Here is a 16,858-nt window from a genome sequence, read left to right as displayed (position 1 = left end):
ATTGTTATCCTTTTAATCGCTGGGAACCAAAAAGTTGGTCTAATTCACTAGGATCAGGTTCATAAACATTTAATTTACCTGATGCAACACATTGTTGATTTATACTGATATCACAATCAAAGTTAGCTAGTTTAGAATCAAAAAGAACTAAATTGGCGGTTATAATTAATTCACTATTAAGCTCAAATGAAGGTAAATTGGTTTTTATTGCTCGCCCTCCAAGTAACATGCCTAATTGTGGTGAGTGATTTTTTTTGGAATCATGATATCCATTCCAAACACCAATAGTTTGTGCCATTAATTCGATAGCATAAAAATTGGGTAGCTGATAATTATCAGTTAAAAATGGAGAAAGTATGCCATTTTTGGTAACTTGAACACTGCAAATGCATTGTTTTTCATCGACTAAATGAACTTTCTCAATCATGATCATGGGAGTTCTGTGTGGCAAATAGTAACTTGCTGATTGATATTGCATTATACTTTTCCAATAATAAGAGATGCATTATTGCCACCAAAAGCAAAAGAGTTTGACATAATGATTGGTGTTTGTAGCATCATTTTTTCTGTAACAATATTAATTTTATCTAGATTTTTATCATAAGGTGATACTGAAAAATCTTGCTGTGGTAAATTAATATTTTGTTTAAGTAATAAGTAACTAATTGCCAATTCAGTAATAGCTGCGCTACCTAATGTATGTCCTGTTAAATGTTTTGTTGAACTACAATAAGGTAAGTTTTGCTCAAATAATCGATAAACAGCTCTACTTTCAGCTTGGTCGTTAAGCACCGTTGCCGTGCCATGTAAATTAAGATAGCCAATCTGATTTGGTTTTAAGTTTGCATTTTCTAATGCCATTTCCATCGCAACTTGTGCTCCTATTCCTTCTGGATGAGGGGAGGAGATATGATAAGCATCGGATGATTCACCTACACCTAATAATGCAATATCACTTGATTCTTCTTTAGTTATTAACATCAATCCACTGGCTTCACCAATGTTTATGCCGTTACGGTCTTGTGCAAATGGCATACAGGGATTATTCGATAGTGCTTCAAGCGCATTAAAACCATTTATTGGCATTCTGCTTAAACTGTCAGCACCACCGACAATGGCAGCATCAACTAATCCTGATTCAATTAGTCGTTGGCCACTTATTACGGCTTTTGCACTAGATGTACAAGCAGTGGAAATGGTATAGCTAGGACCTTGTAAATTGAGTAATTTTGTTAAAAAACACGATGGATTACCAAGTTCTTGTTGGTGATAATAGAAATGGGGTTGACAATGATGTGTCTTTAAATAGTGCTCAATGTTAACGTCGCCTTCGTGTATTCCAGAAGTACTAGTACCCATTATAACCGCAATTCTTTTTGGTCCATATTTTTCGATAACTTGTTGTATCTGCTGTTTAATTTGTAAATATGCAGCATAAAGTAATTGATTATTTCTTGTCGCATATTGCGTCAAATTGTGAGGAATGGAGGGAAGCTCCCCCGTTACTTTACCTAACCAAGTATTTTGGCCATTTAATAACCAACCCTTTTCTTGAGTCAAGTAGTGCTTTGCACAATAATTTTGGGATAAATTATCGATTATCTGTTGTTTGTCGTGTCCTAATGTGTTTATCGCGCCAAGCGCAGCAACATAAATCATCTATTCCATACTCTTAATTGTAATTTGATAACCAAATATAGCATGTTGAATTTTAATTGGTTTTCTAATGTCTGTTGAAGATTTTTGGTTATAAGTTATCTTAATGATTGTTTGTTTTTTATCATTGACAAGGGTCCTAAATAAGTCGTTATCAATGAGTTGCCAATTCGCCGGTAATACGTTTTGCCATGAAATTGTTGGTAATATGCTTAGCATTATGTCTGATAATACTTGCTCAGGAGGGGGAAGTTGCTTAACAAATATATGTTGTTTTGCTTTAACTTTACTACCGTCGTATTCAATTTCAAACAAACGAATACCTATAGTGGATAACCCAATTACTTTCAATTGGTTATCTTTGATATCAACGATTACTATTACCGAGTTTTCTTGATTGTTATATTTAAAGGTTAATAGTTGTTGATCGTGATAGTCTTGAGTTAGATTTATCTTAGGCAAGTTAACTTTGGTTTCTTTGGTTAACCAAGCTTCTGATTTAGGTTGGGACGAGCAGGCTGAAATCAACATACTTAATAATAAAAAAGTTAAATATAAATATTTCTTCATCCTTTTGTCCCTAATATTTCTTGTCTATTATTGATGACTAGTGGTGCAAATAAAAATGCTGTAAAAATACCGCCAGTTAATACTAATCCAAATCCTTTTATGGCAACGGTATGGCTTATTATTAATAACCCAAAAGATAATATAGTAGTCAATGCCGCCATGCTTACTGCTAATAATGCACTTTGGTTTTGGCTTTTATTGTTGCTCAAAAATAGACTATAGTCGATACCAATACCAATAACAAGAATTAGTGCTAACATTGAGAATAAATTAAGAGTTTGATTGGTTATGCCATTAATAGCTAATGCTATACCTGTTGATAATAATGTAGGTAATGTGCTTTTTAATGCAGCTTTTAAACCATATTTGCGATGATAGAAGATAAAGCAAGAGCAAATAAGAATCACAGCACCAGCAATCAGCTGGGATAATTGTATTCGGTAATGGGCAAACATAGTGTTAAATTCTTCACGGCGATCAAGCCAATAGATTCCTTTATCTACTTCCGATAATTTTTTTATTTCAATGATATTTTTAATTCCATTTATTGGAATTAAAGTCGCGCTTTTTCCCGTTGGTAAGGTTAACCAAAGTAGTTTTCGACCTTGGCTAAGTTCACTTTGTTGCCATAGTTCTGGTGTAATAATTGGTTGTTCAAAAGTAGGTAAGTTAGCCTTAATTCCCATTTGTGTTAAAGAGGATATAATTTCAGGACTATATTGTTTAACAAATTCGATATTTTCTTGCTGTTTTTGGAATGAAGGTAAGTTTATGCTCTGATATTGTTCAAAATAACCTTCTGATTTTGCAAGTTCAAGTTTAGGTAAAAATTGTTCAAGTCGTTGTAAGGTTTGTTCAGCTGTATCACCAAAAACAACAAACCATTTTTGATCTGTTGTTTGACGGGTAATACTGATAATTTTTTGTTCTTGTAGTTGTAATTGTTCTGGCAATGCTTGTAGTTTGGCAATATCGTCATCAACTTTTAAATTAATAAACCCATAACCGATAAATAATAGAGCGATTGATACCATTATCAATTGCATCTGTTTATTTTTCCATAAATTTAGCCAGCTACTTAGTAACTTATAACCAACATCTTCACGTACTGGTAATTTGTTAACCAGCAGAGGATACCAGCATATTACAGTTAAAAAAGCACCGAGTAGACCAAAAACTGCAAATATTGATAATTGCTTTAAGCCCGGGAACGGCGCAATTAATAAGATTAGATAAGCAATAAAACTTGTGCATAACGCTAACGTCAAAGTTGAAATGAGTTTTTTTAAACTTGCATAAGGTGATTCTTGATTACCATGTAGCAGTCGTTCAGTTAAGTAGTGCAGTGAATAGTCGACAGTTATTCCTATTACACTAGTACTCATAACAATTGTCATTATGTGAATTTCACCAAATAGGCTTAAAACAGCCACTAAACCACAAATAATTCCAACAAAAATTGATAGTATCGATAAAATAATTGGTCTTATCGATCGAAATACACTAATTATCAATATGATAATGCCTATAATTGATAAGCTACCGATGGTTGTTATATCATCTATAGCTTCACTGCTTGCGTAATCACTATAAAAAAGCACGCCTCGTTTTAAAATTTCAACATTTGGCCACTTTTCATGTAATTGTTTGGTAAGTTCATTTAATTGTGTGGTAATTTGGTGAGATTGGCTCATGTTAAATGATGAATTATTTAACTCAGCAAAAATCATGTACCATTGATTGCCTTGGTCATCTTGTCCAGATAACCAATTATTTTGAATGGTCAACCCACCTGAGTTAGCCAGTTGATTTAATTGAGATGAACGAGTTAATAATAATGGATCATTTTCCAATTCAGTTGCACTTATTCCGCTAAAAGGAGAATATAGCTGGCTTTTTATCCAATTCAGCTGAGTGCCATTTTTTAATCTTTCACTAGTTTTTGAGTCCAGTAGCTGATAACGATATTGAAAAGCAAATTTTCCCCAATTTTTTTGAAATGTTTCATCAAAATAACCGTTTACTTGGCTAATAAAAGATTGTTTTTTTAGGGTTTGATACCACCAATTAACTGGTTCTAATTCGCCATTAGTGGGCTTAATCAACCAGACAAGTTGCCTATCTAATCGATTTTGAAAACCATCAATAAGTTCAGTAGGAACATTGTTGGTTTGCTCTTTAGGTAATAGAGATAAAACACTACTGTTGATTTTACTATTAGCTAAAAGGTAATAAGCAGCAAGAATCAGACAAGCGACCATCATCAACCATAAGATTGCTCTTCTTTTTAATGTTAATTGATTATCTGAATAGCAATTGTTCATCTTGATTTAATTTTGTCGTTTTATGATTTTTGAATGTAAGCTCTGTTTTGTCATTTTGCATATCATTAATAGTGACTTTTTCTAAATAGGATTTTCCACTAAGAATAATTTGTTTAAAAATTTTATTTAGCGGTGCTAATTTAGGTTTTAGCGTTAATGTCCAAATATTATTTTGTTCGGTGACTGTTATATCAAAATTATTTTCAAGCATCTCTTTATCTGCAGTGAAAATTGCCGTTAATAAATGATTGAACTGAAATAGCTGAGGTTGTTTTTCTGCAGTTATTATTTCTGGAGTTTGGTCTTCTATGCATTGTTCCATTCGCTGTTGATTCATTTTCAATGTCATAGCAAATGGTGTATTTTGTTGCCACCATAGACCTAATTCCTTAGATATTATCATCTTTCCCGTTGAATGGATGGGTGAGGTTAAACCATTAATATAGCGATCTTGGGTAAAATCAGCTCGAACAACTTGTTTTTTGCTAAATAGCAGTTGTATATCACTTAGCGTGATTGCACTCGTTATTGTTGAGAAAGTTAATAATAGTGTTGTTGCGAAAGCAACTAGGCATTTGTTCATTTAATTAATCCAAAGCAATTCAAAAATATATCAGGTGTAACAAAACACATTTCCTTGGTATCTGTAGAGACCGCAACTTGAGTTGTGTAGCCAGAAGTTGTTTTTTTACCAGTTTTTTTATCTTTTATTAGGTAGCTAATTTTTATGCGATGCTCATATTCTTCTAGTTTGGCAAAGATTTCTAAAGTTTGTTCTGCAAGGGCGGGGGCTGTATATTTTATTCTTGCATCGACAATAGGCCAAATATAACCCGAGTCAACCATTTCTTTATAACCATAATTAAATTTTCGAAATAATGCTTCGCGAGCTTTTTCAAAAAATTTAAGATAATTACCATGCCAAACCACGCCCATGGCGTCTGTGTCATGGAAAGATGGTTTATAGTCGATGGTGATATGACAGTGATTAAAATTATTCATTTTTATTATTCGTTATTTCAGGTGGATTAAATTGCCAAAAATCGAAAAAATTGAACCAATCAAGTGGTGATTGTAAACAATAATATTCTAATCGATTGGCATAATACTCAATGGTTTGTTCTAGTTCCGCTTGTCTATTTTTTCTAGATAACTTTAGCTCATCAGTAAAATGTTCTAGATATATTTGGAATCGACCATTGGGTTTTAATCCCCAACAAAAGTAAACCGGGAACTTTAATGCAGAAGATAGTATAAATGGCCCTTTAGGAAAAGGTGCAGGTTTACCAAGGAAATTGGCCCAAACAATAGCATTTTCTGGCACTCTTTGGTAAGGATTAATTGATGTTCTGTCAGCAATGATAGCTACCCATTCACCAGCTTCTAGCTTTTGTTGTAGTATTATGGCAGTATCTGCTCCTAATGTAGCAACTTCTATTAGATTGATTATTGAATTTTGATTAACCTGTTTTAATACTTTGTTAAATCGTACAGCATTACCTTTATGCACTAAAGCATTTATTGTCACATTATGGGATAATTCTGCTAGTGCTCGACACATTTCAATATCACCTAAATGTGAACAAATTAAGATAATCCCCTTTTTCTCAGAAATTAGTCTTAAATATTCGCTTTTGTTTGGTGAATAGATATCATCAAGCTTAATATCGCCTTGCCAACTGGCTAGTTTATCTAACAGTGACTCACCAAATTGTTGAAAGTGTCGGAAAGAGGTTAATTTTTTCTTTTCAATCAATGGCACATTAGGATATTGTTTAAGGATTTTTTCTAAATATGCTTTGGATGCTTGTCGTTGTTTTTTCCCTGTTAACCAGAAATAACTGATAACTGGGAACATGAACATTTGAGCAACACGTCTTCCTAGAAGGCGATAAAGCATTAAAATTAACTTGATCCCCATTAAACCTTTGCGTTCGTCAGTTTGAGACCAGTGACTATCTTTATTTTTCTTACGTCGGTTTTGTTTTATTAATGCTGGAATTCGTGGCAACATGCCAAAAAATAGTCGAGTATGCATCCAAGTAATTAATAGGTTATCTTTGAATGCGTTAAAGTGAGAAACACCATCAGCGGGATAAGTGACATGTGTTGGTACAAAAATAGAATCAGTACCTTGCCAATATAATCGAACCATTATGTCGGTGTCAAAATCCATTTTTTTACCAATTTGTTGTTGACTGATGAGGTGACAAGTCTGTTTTAATGGATAGACACGAAGCCCACACATGCTGTCCTTAATATTAAAACTTAAGGTTTCAATCCATACCCAAAAATGGGTAATATATCGCGCAATAAGTCGGTGTTTAGGAACTGAATCATCATAGATAGGACAACCAGATATTAAAGTGTTGGGATTTAATTGTGATTGTTCAATAAGCTGTTTGACAATTTGGCTATCATGTTGGCCATCAGCATCTATCTGAATGGCATAAGCAAAACCATGATCTAATGCGTGACTAAAACCACACATTACTGCCGCACCTTTACCTTCATTTTTAGTTAAACGCACTAAATTGACCCATGCATATTGTTTTGCTATTTCTGTCAGTTTTTGTGCATGTTCATACGAGCTACCATCATCAATTAGAAAACAAGTCAATTGATAATGTTCAATATTTTGTAAAACACGCGGTAAAGCATCACTATGATTGTAACAAGGTATAATAAAGCAATAGTTTTTTGATAGCGAAGGCTCAATTACTGACATAGTGTAAGCTTTCCTGTACTTGCTATGTTGCCATGCTGTGTAATAAAACTATAAGTGAATTTTAGCTTATTTTCATTCCAGAGTAGCGTTAGTTTTAGGCGATCATTAGGTAATATTGGCGATTGAAATTTTACCACCTCGATGGACGATATTGATAAGTTTGGATTAATTAATTTTTGGGCATAACCAATTACCCAATTAACCTGAGTCACACCTGGTAACACTGGTTGTGTAGGAAAATGTCCTTTAAACCAAAAAAGATCTGGCGGTATTGTGATTTCAATATTAGCTTCTGTTTCAGTTTTACTAATGCTTATTTCGTTGGGAAACTCTTTTTTCATATCTTATTTGGAGTATCGAATAATGCTTTTAAGTCAGTATATGTGCATTTTCCTTGCAAATTTTCCGGAAAACTTTCAATAAAACGCCATTTCTTAGGTATTTCAACTAATGATAATGTATCTTTAAGTAAATGTCGAAAATATTGTGTAAGTTTGAAATAATTAAAGTTATCTATTTCCTTACTATGAGATGGTTTTATTTTAATGATGGCGGCCAATATTGTTCTATTGTTTTTTTCTAATGGAATAACAATTGCTTTTTCAACGGCTGTAATTTTATTGATCTGGTTCTCTATATAGGTTAAAGATAGGCGTTGTTCTGCAATTTTGACTATTTTATCCATCCGGCCTTTTAAATAAAATTTAATGTCATCTATTTTTTGTAATTTATCATTTAGTAATTCAGCTTGTGGTAATAAAGGTGATATTAATAATGGTTGTTGATTGGGGGTATATTTTAATTGTAATGGGTAAAAGAGTTCCCAAGGTGTATTAAGCGATTTTTGTTGTCTTTTGGCTATAATACCTGTCTCACTTGAACCGTAAATTTCATAAGGTAACACTTTGAAATTCTGTAAACAAAATTGGGCATTTTCAAAACTAAGCTCACCACCAGATGAAAATACACAAGTACAGTTAATAGTAGATAAATTATGATCTAAATTTTTGATAATTGATGGCGTTGTGATGTAAGTGATTTTTTTAGATTGGTAAGTTGCTAATTGTTCCTGATAGAGTATTGTTTCACAAACGAAAGGTATATTGCAGATTAAAGAAAGCATTATCTTAAAGGTTAATCCGTACATATGCTCATGTGACACAGAAGCAATAAGTAAGTCACAAGGTGAAATTTTTAAATTATCTATTAATATATTAATTTCTCGCTCAAGTTGAGAAATAGATTTTTTAATTGGTTTTGGCAAACCTGTTGAGCCAGAGGTGAATAATGTAAATGATGTTTGTCTAAAATCCGGATTATTTTTTACTGATTTAACTGATTGATGTTGATTAATATTGCTGATGTTGATAATTGGCAAATTAGTTGGCAAATTAATATTTGTAAGATGTGTATCGGTTAATACAGCTTGATAATAGTGTAATAATTCGACATGCCTAGGATTTAGTAAAAGTGGATGCTTTCCTGAATATAAGAGAGCGAGAAATCCTGCAACAAAATTAAAACTATCATCCATGAATAAAACCCAATTTTCTTCAGTATGATTTTCTAATTCATTAACAATTATGCTAATTTGTTGTTTTAGATCTCCAACAGTTAAAGCTAGTTGCTTTCTAAATGCAATTATTTCATTATCTGGTCGTAATAATTGCTCGGATAATAAAACTAATGTTTTGCTTTTTGACGAACAATCCATTCTCCCCCCATTAATAATCCGATAAGAATATAACTTATTAATCCGTTATACATTGTCCACCAATAAATATCATTAATAAGACAAGTTATTAATGCGATTAAACCATTTAGTATGAAAAATAGACACCAACATATAGTTACTTTTCTTGTATAGTTAATTGCACTTGCTGGTAAATTATCATGTTTTAATCTGGCGAATCTTTCGATAATATTTTGTGGTTGATACAATGAATATCCAAAAAATATTAAGAATAGAAGATTTGTTGCTACGGGGTAATAGAGCAAAAATTGAAATTTGTTAAATATCCAGCTGGTTAATGCTAAAAGCAAACCAAAGCAAGTTGTTACTTTTGCTAACCAACCAATATTTGAAAATAAATTAGGTAAGGCGATTAGCCTTAACACTAATAATGCAGCAATGCATAAAACAGCGATATTAATAATTTGATATTTTAAAGATAAGTAAATAACTATCGGATAGCAAAACAGGATTATTCCTGTCATTGCTTTTATTATTAACTTAAATTTATTCATTATGCTATTTAGTATTTAGCAAATTGTACACTGCATCAACCACGTCTTGAACAGTTCTTACTGCTTTAAACGTTTCAGGATCAACTTTTTTGCCTATCTTTTTTTGTAAATGTACAACTAAATCTACTGCATCAATACTATCTAAGTCTAATTCTTCAAAAAGTTTAGATTCTGGCTTAATCTCATCGGCAGATAATTCAAAAAGCTGAATTAGTGCTGATTGTACTTGTTGAAAAATTTGTTGCTTATCCATTAAAAATCTTCCTTATTACTGTTGAGAATTAATAAAATCAGCTAGCGTTTTAACTGAGTAAAATGCTTTTTTGGTTTCTTCACTTTCTGACGATAAAACAATACCATATTGATTTTTGATAGCAAGACCTAGTTCTAATGCATCTATTGAGTCTAAACCTAAACCATCACCAAATAATGGAGCTTGGGTATCGATATCTTCAGATGTGATATCTTCTAAATTAAGCACTTCGATTATTAATGATTTTATATCATGATGTAATTTTTCCATTTAATTTCCCTTTTATCTATTATTCTTTTTTATGGTTCCAGCGTTAATAATGTTGTGAGATGTCTGGTAAGTTTTCTCGCTGCAACAGTTGTATTTTCTTCTAGAAAGTTATCTATTTTGATTTTTTCACCTACTGTAATATTAAACAATGCCTTTTTTTCAGGGATGTCATACCATTTTTGTTTTTTTATCAACCATGGTGGATTACATTGAATATGTATTATTCGGATATCAGCATGACACCTTAATGCTATGTTAGCAGCTCCTCTTTGTAATGTTATAGGATGATTAGGTATGCTTCTAGTTCCTTCGGGAAATATCAAAATTCTTCCTTTGTTTGATAAGATTTCATTACATTGTGGCAGTATTTGGCCTGATTCACCGTTTAGTATATAACCTGCTGTTTTTATAATGCGGCTAATAAAAAGGTTATTGAGTAACGCACCCTTAACTAAGCAATCACATCGACGCATAACTGAAACGAGAAGAACAACATCTAGCAAAGATGGGTGGTTAGCAACAATTAAACATCCGTCATCTTGCTTTAATTTTTCAACTTTATTAAATTGATAGTTGAAAATACATAATGATTTTACTATCCATAAAAACACTTTAAAGCTAATACTTATGCTGTATTGAGCAATAATAATTCTTTTTTGTTTCTTCCAAACAAATAATCTCAATAAACTAAACCATATCAACGATAAAACGAATAATCCAAAAAGACCAAATATAATAAAACCCAGTGCGGTCGCAAATAATCGCCACCACTGGTTTATAGTATAGAATTTTTGTTTATTTATGTATTTATCGTCCATTGCCAGTCTTGAGATAATCCTTGTATGATGAAATTTTGTTTTTTATTTAGATAAGCATGTAAAAAAGCCAATGATTGAGGATAATTGATTGGATTTTTCTGTGATGTTTTATTAATACTTTGGCATGTTAACTGATTGCCATTTGTTAAGATATAACCTACCGCATAATATGGAATTATTTGATGAATTTCTGTTTGGTAAGATTCAGGAACCATTCCATCAAAATCAATCAATAGTACTTTTTTATCTTTTTGTTGTAGTGTTGGTAGAGCCTCAATCAAACTTTGTTGAAAACCATCATTATTTGCACTAAGCGATGTGATAGGGATAGCTTGCTTGGCAATAATTGTGAATAAACCTGAAGCAGTATTATGGACCGATAATGCAAAATCGGTTGGTGAAATGTCATTAGCTTGATTAAGTGAAACTAGTATTTTATATGTTTTTTCAAGTTCACCATGTTGGCTTGAAAAAATCGCTAAATCCACATTATTATTTTCTATGAGCTCTAAAGCAACTTCAACAGCAAGGCGTGAAGAAATGCTCATTCTTCTTGCTTGCATCATAGGCAGTTTATTGAGTTTGGGTATGTGTAAATCCCAATTGTGATTAATCTGTTTTGACCATAATTGCCAGTCAGATTTGGAGGATAAACCAGCAGATAAAGCAAACCAATTTTCGATTGAAAAAGAAAGTCTCATATTAATATTTTTTAATTAATTCTTTACTTAGCAACTTTTTGTAATATTATTAATTCGATAATACTGAAAAAATCTGATTTATTTATACAATACAGTAAAACAATAAAAAGGCAATACATTGACTGGACAAGAAAACATCAAGTATGGATTCAATAAGGAAATTTATACAGCATTAGAAGCAATTACTGAAGCTCAAAAAATTGCCTTTGCTCCTATATTATTCCAAGCCATAATGTGCATGAAAAACAAAGGAATTTTATCTTCTATTGATCAGTCTGGTAAGATTGGTATTAATTTAGAGGATTTAACTAAAAAAGTTTCTTTATCACCTTATGCAATTGAACTTCTGCTGGATGTTGCACTTAGTATGCGTGTCATTTATCAGCAAGACTCCAACTATATTTTAGGTAAAATTGGTCATTTTTTATTGCATGATAAAATGACAGAAGTTAACCTTAATTTTTCCCAAGATATCTGCTACCAAAGTATGTTTTTTCTTCAAGAAGCACTTGAAAAAGGCGAACCGAGTGGCCTCAAAGTTTTTGGTGATGGTAAAACGATTTACCCCATGTTGCAGTCTCTGCCTGAACAAGCAAAAAAAAGTTGGTTTGATTTCGACCATTTTTATTCAGATCACGCTTTTCCTGCTGTTTTACCTCACATCATGAAATTGAACCCTAAACATGTTTATGATATAGGTGGTAATACAGGTAAATGGGCAATTTTTTCAGCTAAACATTTGCCTGAAACTCAAGTGACTATCTTAGATTTACCTGAACAAATCTCAGTTGCAAAAGAAAATATTAAAAAATCGGGCTTTGAAGATCGTATTGATGGTATTGGTGTAAATGTACTGGAAACTGATATTTTCCCTAACCAAGCTGATATCTGGTGGATGAGCCAGTTTTTAGATTGTTTTAGTTCAGATCAAATTGTCCATATTTTGAAAACAATACACCGTAGTATGAATGATGATGCTTCTGTTTGTATTATGGATCTTTTTTGGGATCGCCAAAACTTTGAGGCAGGAGCATTAAGTTTAAATGCTTCTTCTCTCTATTTTACTTGTTTAGCAAATGGTAATAGCCGTTTTTACCATTCAAAAGTATTTTATCAATGTCTAAATGAAGCAGGGTTTCACGTTGAGGAAGATATTGATGGGATTGGATTTGGACACACTTTATTAATATGTAAAAAACGTTAATTAAAATTATCCTTAAGGAGTAAACAATGAGATTTTTTAAATATATTGCAGCATTCTTTTTAGTTTCAATATTATTCGGTTGTGCAAGTAAATATCAAGCGCCAAATAGTATTAGTACCCCAGTTAATGGTTTGACTAAAGCACAAGTTAAACAAGCTATTTTAGATAGTGGTACTAAAGGTAGAGCAGCATTTGGTACTTGGAAAATGCAAGCATTAAATAATGATACTATCCGAGGTCAATTATTCAATCGTAAATTTGAAGTTGTTGTTGATATCCCTTACTCTGCAACAGGGTATTCAATTAAGTATGTTTCAGTTAGTTCAAACTTACAAGGTAGTAATGGAAAAGTTCATCGCAACTACAATCGTTGGATAAACAATCTTGATGCTAAAATTAGAGAAAATATTTTCAGAGCAAAATAACGCTTTGAACTTAATGAAATTTATTTTTTAATTAAACCACCTTTAAGCCCAAAAATTGTTTGGGCTTCTTTTTAAGAACAATTTATAGATATTGTAATATGACAATATGTTACTTTTTTAATAATCTGTTATCTCCTAACAATAGTATTAATCGTTAAAATTAACTATCTATTCTTTGCATTGAAGTTTAATATATAACAGTATTCATAAAATGTGATGAATATTAAAGTTCAAGTTCCAATCTTTTCTTTTCTATCTTTTTCTATTTCATAAATTTTAGCACTTGAGGACAATTATTATGTTTCAATGGCTTTCAAATTGGATTTTAGATGGACTTAAACATTCACCAGAAATACTTTTATTTCTCTCACTGAGCTTAGGGTATTTGATTGGTGGTATTCGAATTGGTAAATTTCAATTAGGTGGAGTGGCTGGTTCCCTACTAGTTGCTGTCGCATTAAGCGTGTTTGGTGTTACGGTTGATGCTGGTGTCAAAGCTGTACTTTTTGCTTTATTTATTTATGCAGTAGGGTTCGAAAGTGGACCACAATTCTTTCGTTCATTGGGGGTTAAAACCCTTCGTGAAATCTTTTTAGCACTATTTATTGCCGTTGCTGGCTTTATTACGGTGCTCGTTTTAGCCAAATTATTCCATTTAGATAAAGGTCTTGCTGCTGGTTTAGCTGCAGGAGGATTAACCCAATCAGCAATAATGGGGACGGCATCAGATGCTCTTACTCAGTTAGGTTTAAGCCCTGAAGAGTTAAGCCGATTACAAGGTAATGTGACTATTGGATATGCCGTAACTTATATCTTTGGTTCACTCGGAGCCATAATTGTCTGTGTTAATATTTTACCTAAAATTATGGGTCGTGAAATTAACGATGATGCAATTCAGGCAGAAGCAGAACAATTACATGGTTCACTTTTATTAGGTAGTGGTCAGAACTTTGCCTTATCAGATGTAACTGGTCGTTTATATCGTATTACCAATAAAGTTAATCAGACCGTTGAAAGTTTAGAAAAGGTGATTAACGGTATAAGCATCGAACGAATCAAACGTGGTAATCGTATTATTGAAGCTGGGCCAGAAACTATATTAAAGGCCAAAGATATTATTTTAGTTGTTGGTCATCGTGATGCCATGATTAAAGCCACTGATTTATTAGGTGAAGAGGTGAATTCGGCACAGGGTATGGATGTGGTTATGAATACTCAAGATGTCGAAATGCGTAATACACGTTATGTTGGTCAAAACTTAACGCAAGTACTTTCATCTGATGAAGTAATGAAACTAAAACATGGTATTTATTTAATTGCTGTCCATCGCGATGGGCAACCATTGCCATTAAATAATGATATGGTGTTCAAATTAGGTGACATTATTACGGTTTATGGTACTGATGGTGACTTAAGGCGAGTAGTTGATAAAATTGGTGCGCCGATAACAAAGAGCGAAAAAACTGACTGGATATTCCATGGTTTAGGTCTTGTCGTTGGCCTTATTATTGGTCTTATTGTAATTCGTGTTAGTGGTATTCCAATTACCTTAGGTGCTGGTGGTGGTGCTTTGTTATCAGGCTTATTATTTGGATGGTATCGATCTTTACATCAAACTGTTGGAAACATCCCAACGGGTGCGGTGCAATTACTTAAAGATTTTGGTCTAGCTGGCTTCGTAGCCGTAGTTGGTTTAAGCTCTGGATTGCAAGCTATTGATACCATTAAAGATCAAGGTATTTCTTTATTTCTAATTGGTGTTGTAGTTACTTTATTGCCTATGTTGCTTGGTATTTACTTTGGTAAGTATGTGCTGGGTTATAAAAATTCTGCAGTATTCGCTGGTGCTTTGGCGGGTTCTCGTAGTGCAAATCCAGCTTTTGGTGAAGTACTAAATAAAGCGGGTAACTCAACACCTACTAACTCTTTTGCTATTACCTATGCTTTAGCTAATGTTTTCCTAACTTTATTAGGGCCATTAGTTGTTGCTTTTGTTTAATTGACATCTCAAATTAAGGATACATGGTTATGAAAAGTAATAATGAATATGCAAAATATGCGAATTTAAGTCCTTTTGAATTGAAAGATAATTTAATTAAACTAGCACAAAGCCATACTGACCGTGTAATGTTAAATGCGGGGCGTGGTAATCCTAATTTCTTGGCAACATGGCCACGACAAGCTTTTTTCCAACTTGGTGTTTTTGCTTTGCAAGAGTCTGAAATGTCTTTTTCATATATGAATGAAGGCATAGGAGGAATGCCAATTAAGGCTGGTTTAACAGGTCGTTTTGAACATTTTGTCCGTCAAAATTATCAAACTCCTGGCGTGTCATTTTTAGGTAAAGCATTTTCATATATTCGCGATCAACTTGGTCTAGATGAAAATGCCTTCTTACAAGAGATGGTGGAAGGTATTTTGGGCTGTAACTATCCAGTACCTGATAGAATGCTGCATTTTAGTGAAGAGGTGGTTAAAGCCTATGTTCTTTCTCAAATGGGTGCGCAATATTTAAGACGAGATGATCTTGATCTATTTGCTGTTGAAGGTGGTACTGCTGCAATGGCTTATATTTTCAATTCAATGAAAGAAAATAACTTAATCCAAAAAGGTGATAAAATTGCAATTGGTGCACCTATTTTTACGCCGTATTTGGAAATTCCAGAGCTTAATGATTATCAATTGGTTGAAGTGTTAGTTAATTCTGATCCTGATAAAAATTGGCAATATCCTGAAGCCGAATTGCGCAAATTAGAAGATCCTTCTATCAAAGCATTTTATTTAGTTAACCCATCTAATCCTCCATCAGTAAAAATTGATGATAAAAGTTTGAAAATCATTGCTGATATTGTGAAAAAACGTCCAGATTTAATTATTTTAACTGATGATGTTTACGGTACATTTGCTGATGATTTCCAATCCTTATTTGCTATTTGCCCTAAAAATACGATTTTAGTTTATTCATTCTCTAAGTATTTTGGTGCAACAGGTTGGCGTTTAGGTGTGATTGCAATAGCACACGATAATATTTTAGATAACAAAATTAAAGCATTACCAAGCAAGGCTAGACAGATTTTAGATAAACGTTACAGCTCAATTGTGACCGATCCTGAAAATCTTAAATTTATCGATCGTTTAGTAGCAGATAGCCGTGCGGTTGCGTTAAATCATACTGCTGGTCTTTCTACGCCACAACAGGTTCAAATGGTGTTATTTGCATTATGTGAGATGATGGATACCGATCAAAGTTATAAAGCCGCATTGAAATCGTTAATTCGTCGTCGAGCAGCATCATTGTATCAACATTTAGGACTTGAACATCATACTGATGAAAATAGTGTCGATTATTATACCTTAATTGATCTAGAACATATTTGTCGTGAACTTTATGATGATAAGTTTGCTAAATGGATCTTAAAAAATAAAAATCCATCTGAAATGTTATTTAGAATTGCTGATGAAGCTGGTGTAGTTTTATTACCAGGTAAAGGGTTTGCAGTGCAACATCCATCTGCTCGGGCTTCATTAGCTAACTTAAATGAATATCAATATGCAGCAATTGGTTTATCTATGCGTAAACTTGCACAAGAGTATTATGCAGAGTACCAAGGTAAAGCTAATAAAAAATAGATAATCATACTGATTAACTTATCAACTCTACT

General features: G+C 32.8%; 18 protein-coding genes. 4 read left to right on the top strand and 14 right to left on the bottom strand.

Annotation, left to right across the window (positions count from 1 at the left end; translation table 11 throughout):
• Positions 1–4 precede the first annotated feature (4 nt).
• From GYM76_RS07090 to GYM76_RS07025, 14 genes are read right to left on the bottom strand one after another with little or no spacing between them, the layout of a single operon-like run.
• Entirely contained in the window at positions 5–478 is a 474-nt protein-coding gene (locus GYM76_RS07090; protein WP_255561339.1) for a 3-hydroxy-fatty acyl-ACP dehydratase, read from the bottom strand.
• A complete protein-coding gene (locus GYM76_RS07085; protein WP_220225026.1) occupies positions 478–1,659 on the bottom strand; it encodes a beta-ketoacyl-[acyl-carrier-protein] synthase family protein in 1,182 nt (393 codons plus the stop codon). Before GYM76_RS07085 ends, GYM76_RS07090 begins: the two co-directional genes overlap by 1 nt.
• A complete protein-coding gene (locus GYM76_RS07080) occupies positions 1,660–2,226 on the bottom strand; it encodes a DUF3261 domain-containing protein (protein ID WP_220225025.1) in 567 nt (188 codons plus the stop codon).
• Positions 2,223–4,550 carry an MMPL family transporter gene (locus GYM76_RS07075; RefSeq protein WP_220225024.1) on the bottom strand — a complete coding sequence of 776 codons (2,328 nt, stop codon included), beginning with the start codon at positions 4,548–4,550 and terminating at the stop codon, positions 2,223–2,225. The genes GYM76_RS07080 and GYM76_RS07075 overlap by 4 nt, the downstream gene beginning before the upstream one ends.
• Entirely contained in the window at positions 4,528–5,133 is a 606-nt protein-coding gene (locus GYM76_RS07070; RefSeq protein WP_220225023.1) for an outer membrane lipoprotein carrier protein LolA, read from the bottom strand. The genes GYM76_RS07075 and GYM76_RS07070 overlap by 23 nt, the downstream gene beginning before the upstream one ends.
• A complete protein-coding gene (locus tag GYM76_RS07065) occupies positions 5,130–5,552 on the bottom strand; it encodes a thioesterase family protein (RefSeq protein WP_065562165.1) in 423 nt (140 codons plus the stop codon). Before GYM76_RS07065 ends, GYM76_RS07070 begins: the two co-directional genes overlap by 4 nt.
• Entirely contained in the window at positions 5,545–7,278 is a 1,734-nt protein-coding gene (locus GYM76_RS07060; protein ID WP_220225022.1) for a glycosyltransferase, read from the bottom strand. Before GYM76_RS07060 ends, GYM76_RS07065 begins: the two co-directional genes overlap by 8 nt.
• Positions 7,269–7,619 carry a hypothetical protein gene (locus GYM76_RS07055; RefSeq protein WP_065562163.1) on the bottom strand — a complete coding sequence of 117 codons (351 nt, stop codon included), beginning with the start codon at positions 7,617–7,619 and terminating at the stop codon, positions 7,269–7,271. Before GYM76_RS07055 ends, GYM76_RS07060 begins: the two co-directional genes overlap by 10 nt.
• Positions 7,616–8,992, bottom strand: a complete 1,377-nt coding sequence (locus GYM76_RS07050; protein WP_220225021.1) for an AMP-binding protein — start codon at positions 8,990–8,992, stop codon at positions 7,616–7,618. The genes GYM76_RS07055 and GYM76_RS07050 overlap by 4 nt, the downstream gene beginning before the upstream one ends.
• Entirely contained in the window at positions 8,962–9,495 is a 534-nt protein-coding gene (locus GYM76_RS07045) for a hypothetical protein (RefSeq protein ID WP_220225020.1), read from the bottom strand. Before GYM76_RS07045 ends, GYM76_RS07050 begins: the two co-directional genes overlap by 31 nt.
• A gap of 34 nt (positions 9,496–9,529) precedes the next feature.
• A complete protein-coding gene (locus GYM76_RS07040) occupies positions 9,530–9,778 on the bottom strand; it encodes an acyl carrier protein (protein ID WP_220225019.1) in 249 nt (82 codons plus the stop codon).
• Positions 9,779–9,793: 15 nt separating this feature from the next.
• Positions 9,794–10,048: a phosphopantetheine-binding protein gene (locus tag GYM76_RS07035; protein WP_065562159.1), complete on the bottom strand. Its 255-nt coding sequence runs from the start codon at positions 10,046–10,048 to the stop codon at positions 9,794–9,796.
• A 29-nt stretch (positions 10,049–10,077) separates the two neighbouring features.
• Positions 10,078–10,866, bottom strand: coding sequence for a lysophospholipid acyltransferase family protein (locus GYM76_RS07030; protein WP_220225018.1), 789 nt, complete (start codon positions 10,864–10,866; stop codon positions 10,078–10,080).
• Positions 10,848–11,567, bottom strand: coding sequence for a beta-ketoacyl synthase chain length factor (locus GYM76_RS07025; RefSeq protein ID WP_220225017.1), 720 nt, complete (start codon positions 11,565–11,567; stop codon positions 10,848–10,850). Before GYM76_RS07025 ends, GYM76_RS07030 begins: the two co-directional genes overlap by 19 nt.
• Before the next feature lie 136 nt (positions 11,568–11,703).
• Between GYM76_RS07025 and GYM76_RS07020 the strand changes: the two genes are divergently transcribed.
• The 4 genes from GYM76_RS07020 to GYM76_RS07005 all read left to right on the top strand — a co-directional run bounded on the left by GYM76_RS07020 (position 11,704) and on the right by GYM76_RS07005 (position 16,826).
• Positions 11,704–12,771, top strand: coding sequence for a methyltransferase (locus tag GYM76_RS07020; RefSeq protein ID WP_370632622.1), 1,068 nt, complete (start codon positions 11,704–11,706; stop codon positions 12,769–12,771).
• A 26-nt stretch (positions 12,772–12,797) separates the two neighbouring features.
• Positions 12,798–13,196 carry a hypothetical protein gene (locus GYM76_RS07015; RefSeq protein ID WP_065562156.1) on the top strand — a complete coding sequence of 133 codons (399 nt, stop codon included), beginning with the start codon at positions 12,798–12,800 and terminating at the stop codon, positions 13,194–13,196.
• 298 nt (positions 13,197–13,494) lie between these two features.
• Entirely contained in the window at positions 13,495–15,195 is a 1,701-nt protein-coding gene (gene aspT / locus GYM76_RS07010) for an aspartate-alanine antiporter (RefSeq protein WP_220225016.1), read from the top strand.
• Between the two features lie 29 nt (positions 15,196–15,224).
• Positions 15,225–16,826, top strand: coding sequence for a bifunctional aspartate transaminase/aspartate 4-decarboxylase (locus GYM76_RS07005; RefSeq protein ID WP_065562154.1), 1,602 nt, complete (start codon positions 15,225–15,227; stop codon positions 16,824–16,826).
• The last annotated feature ends 32 nt before the right edge of the window (positions 16,827–16,858 follow it).

The organism is Gilliamella sp. ESL0443, from assembly GCF_019469165.1.
GTDB classification, from domain to species: Bacteria; Pseudomonadota; Gammaproteobacteria; order Enterobacterales; family Orbaceae; genus Gilliamella; species Gilliamella apicola_E.
The sequence above is the reverse complement of the archived record's forward strand: the minus strand, read 5'-3'. Positions and strand labels throughout refer to the sequence as shown.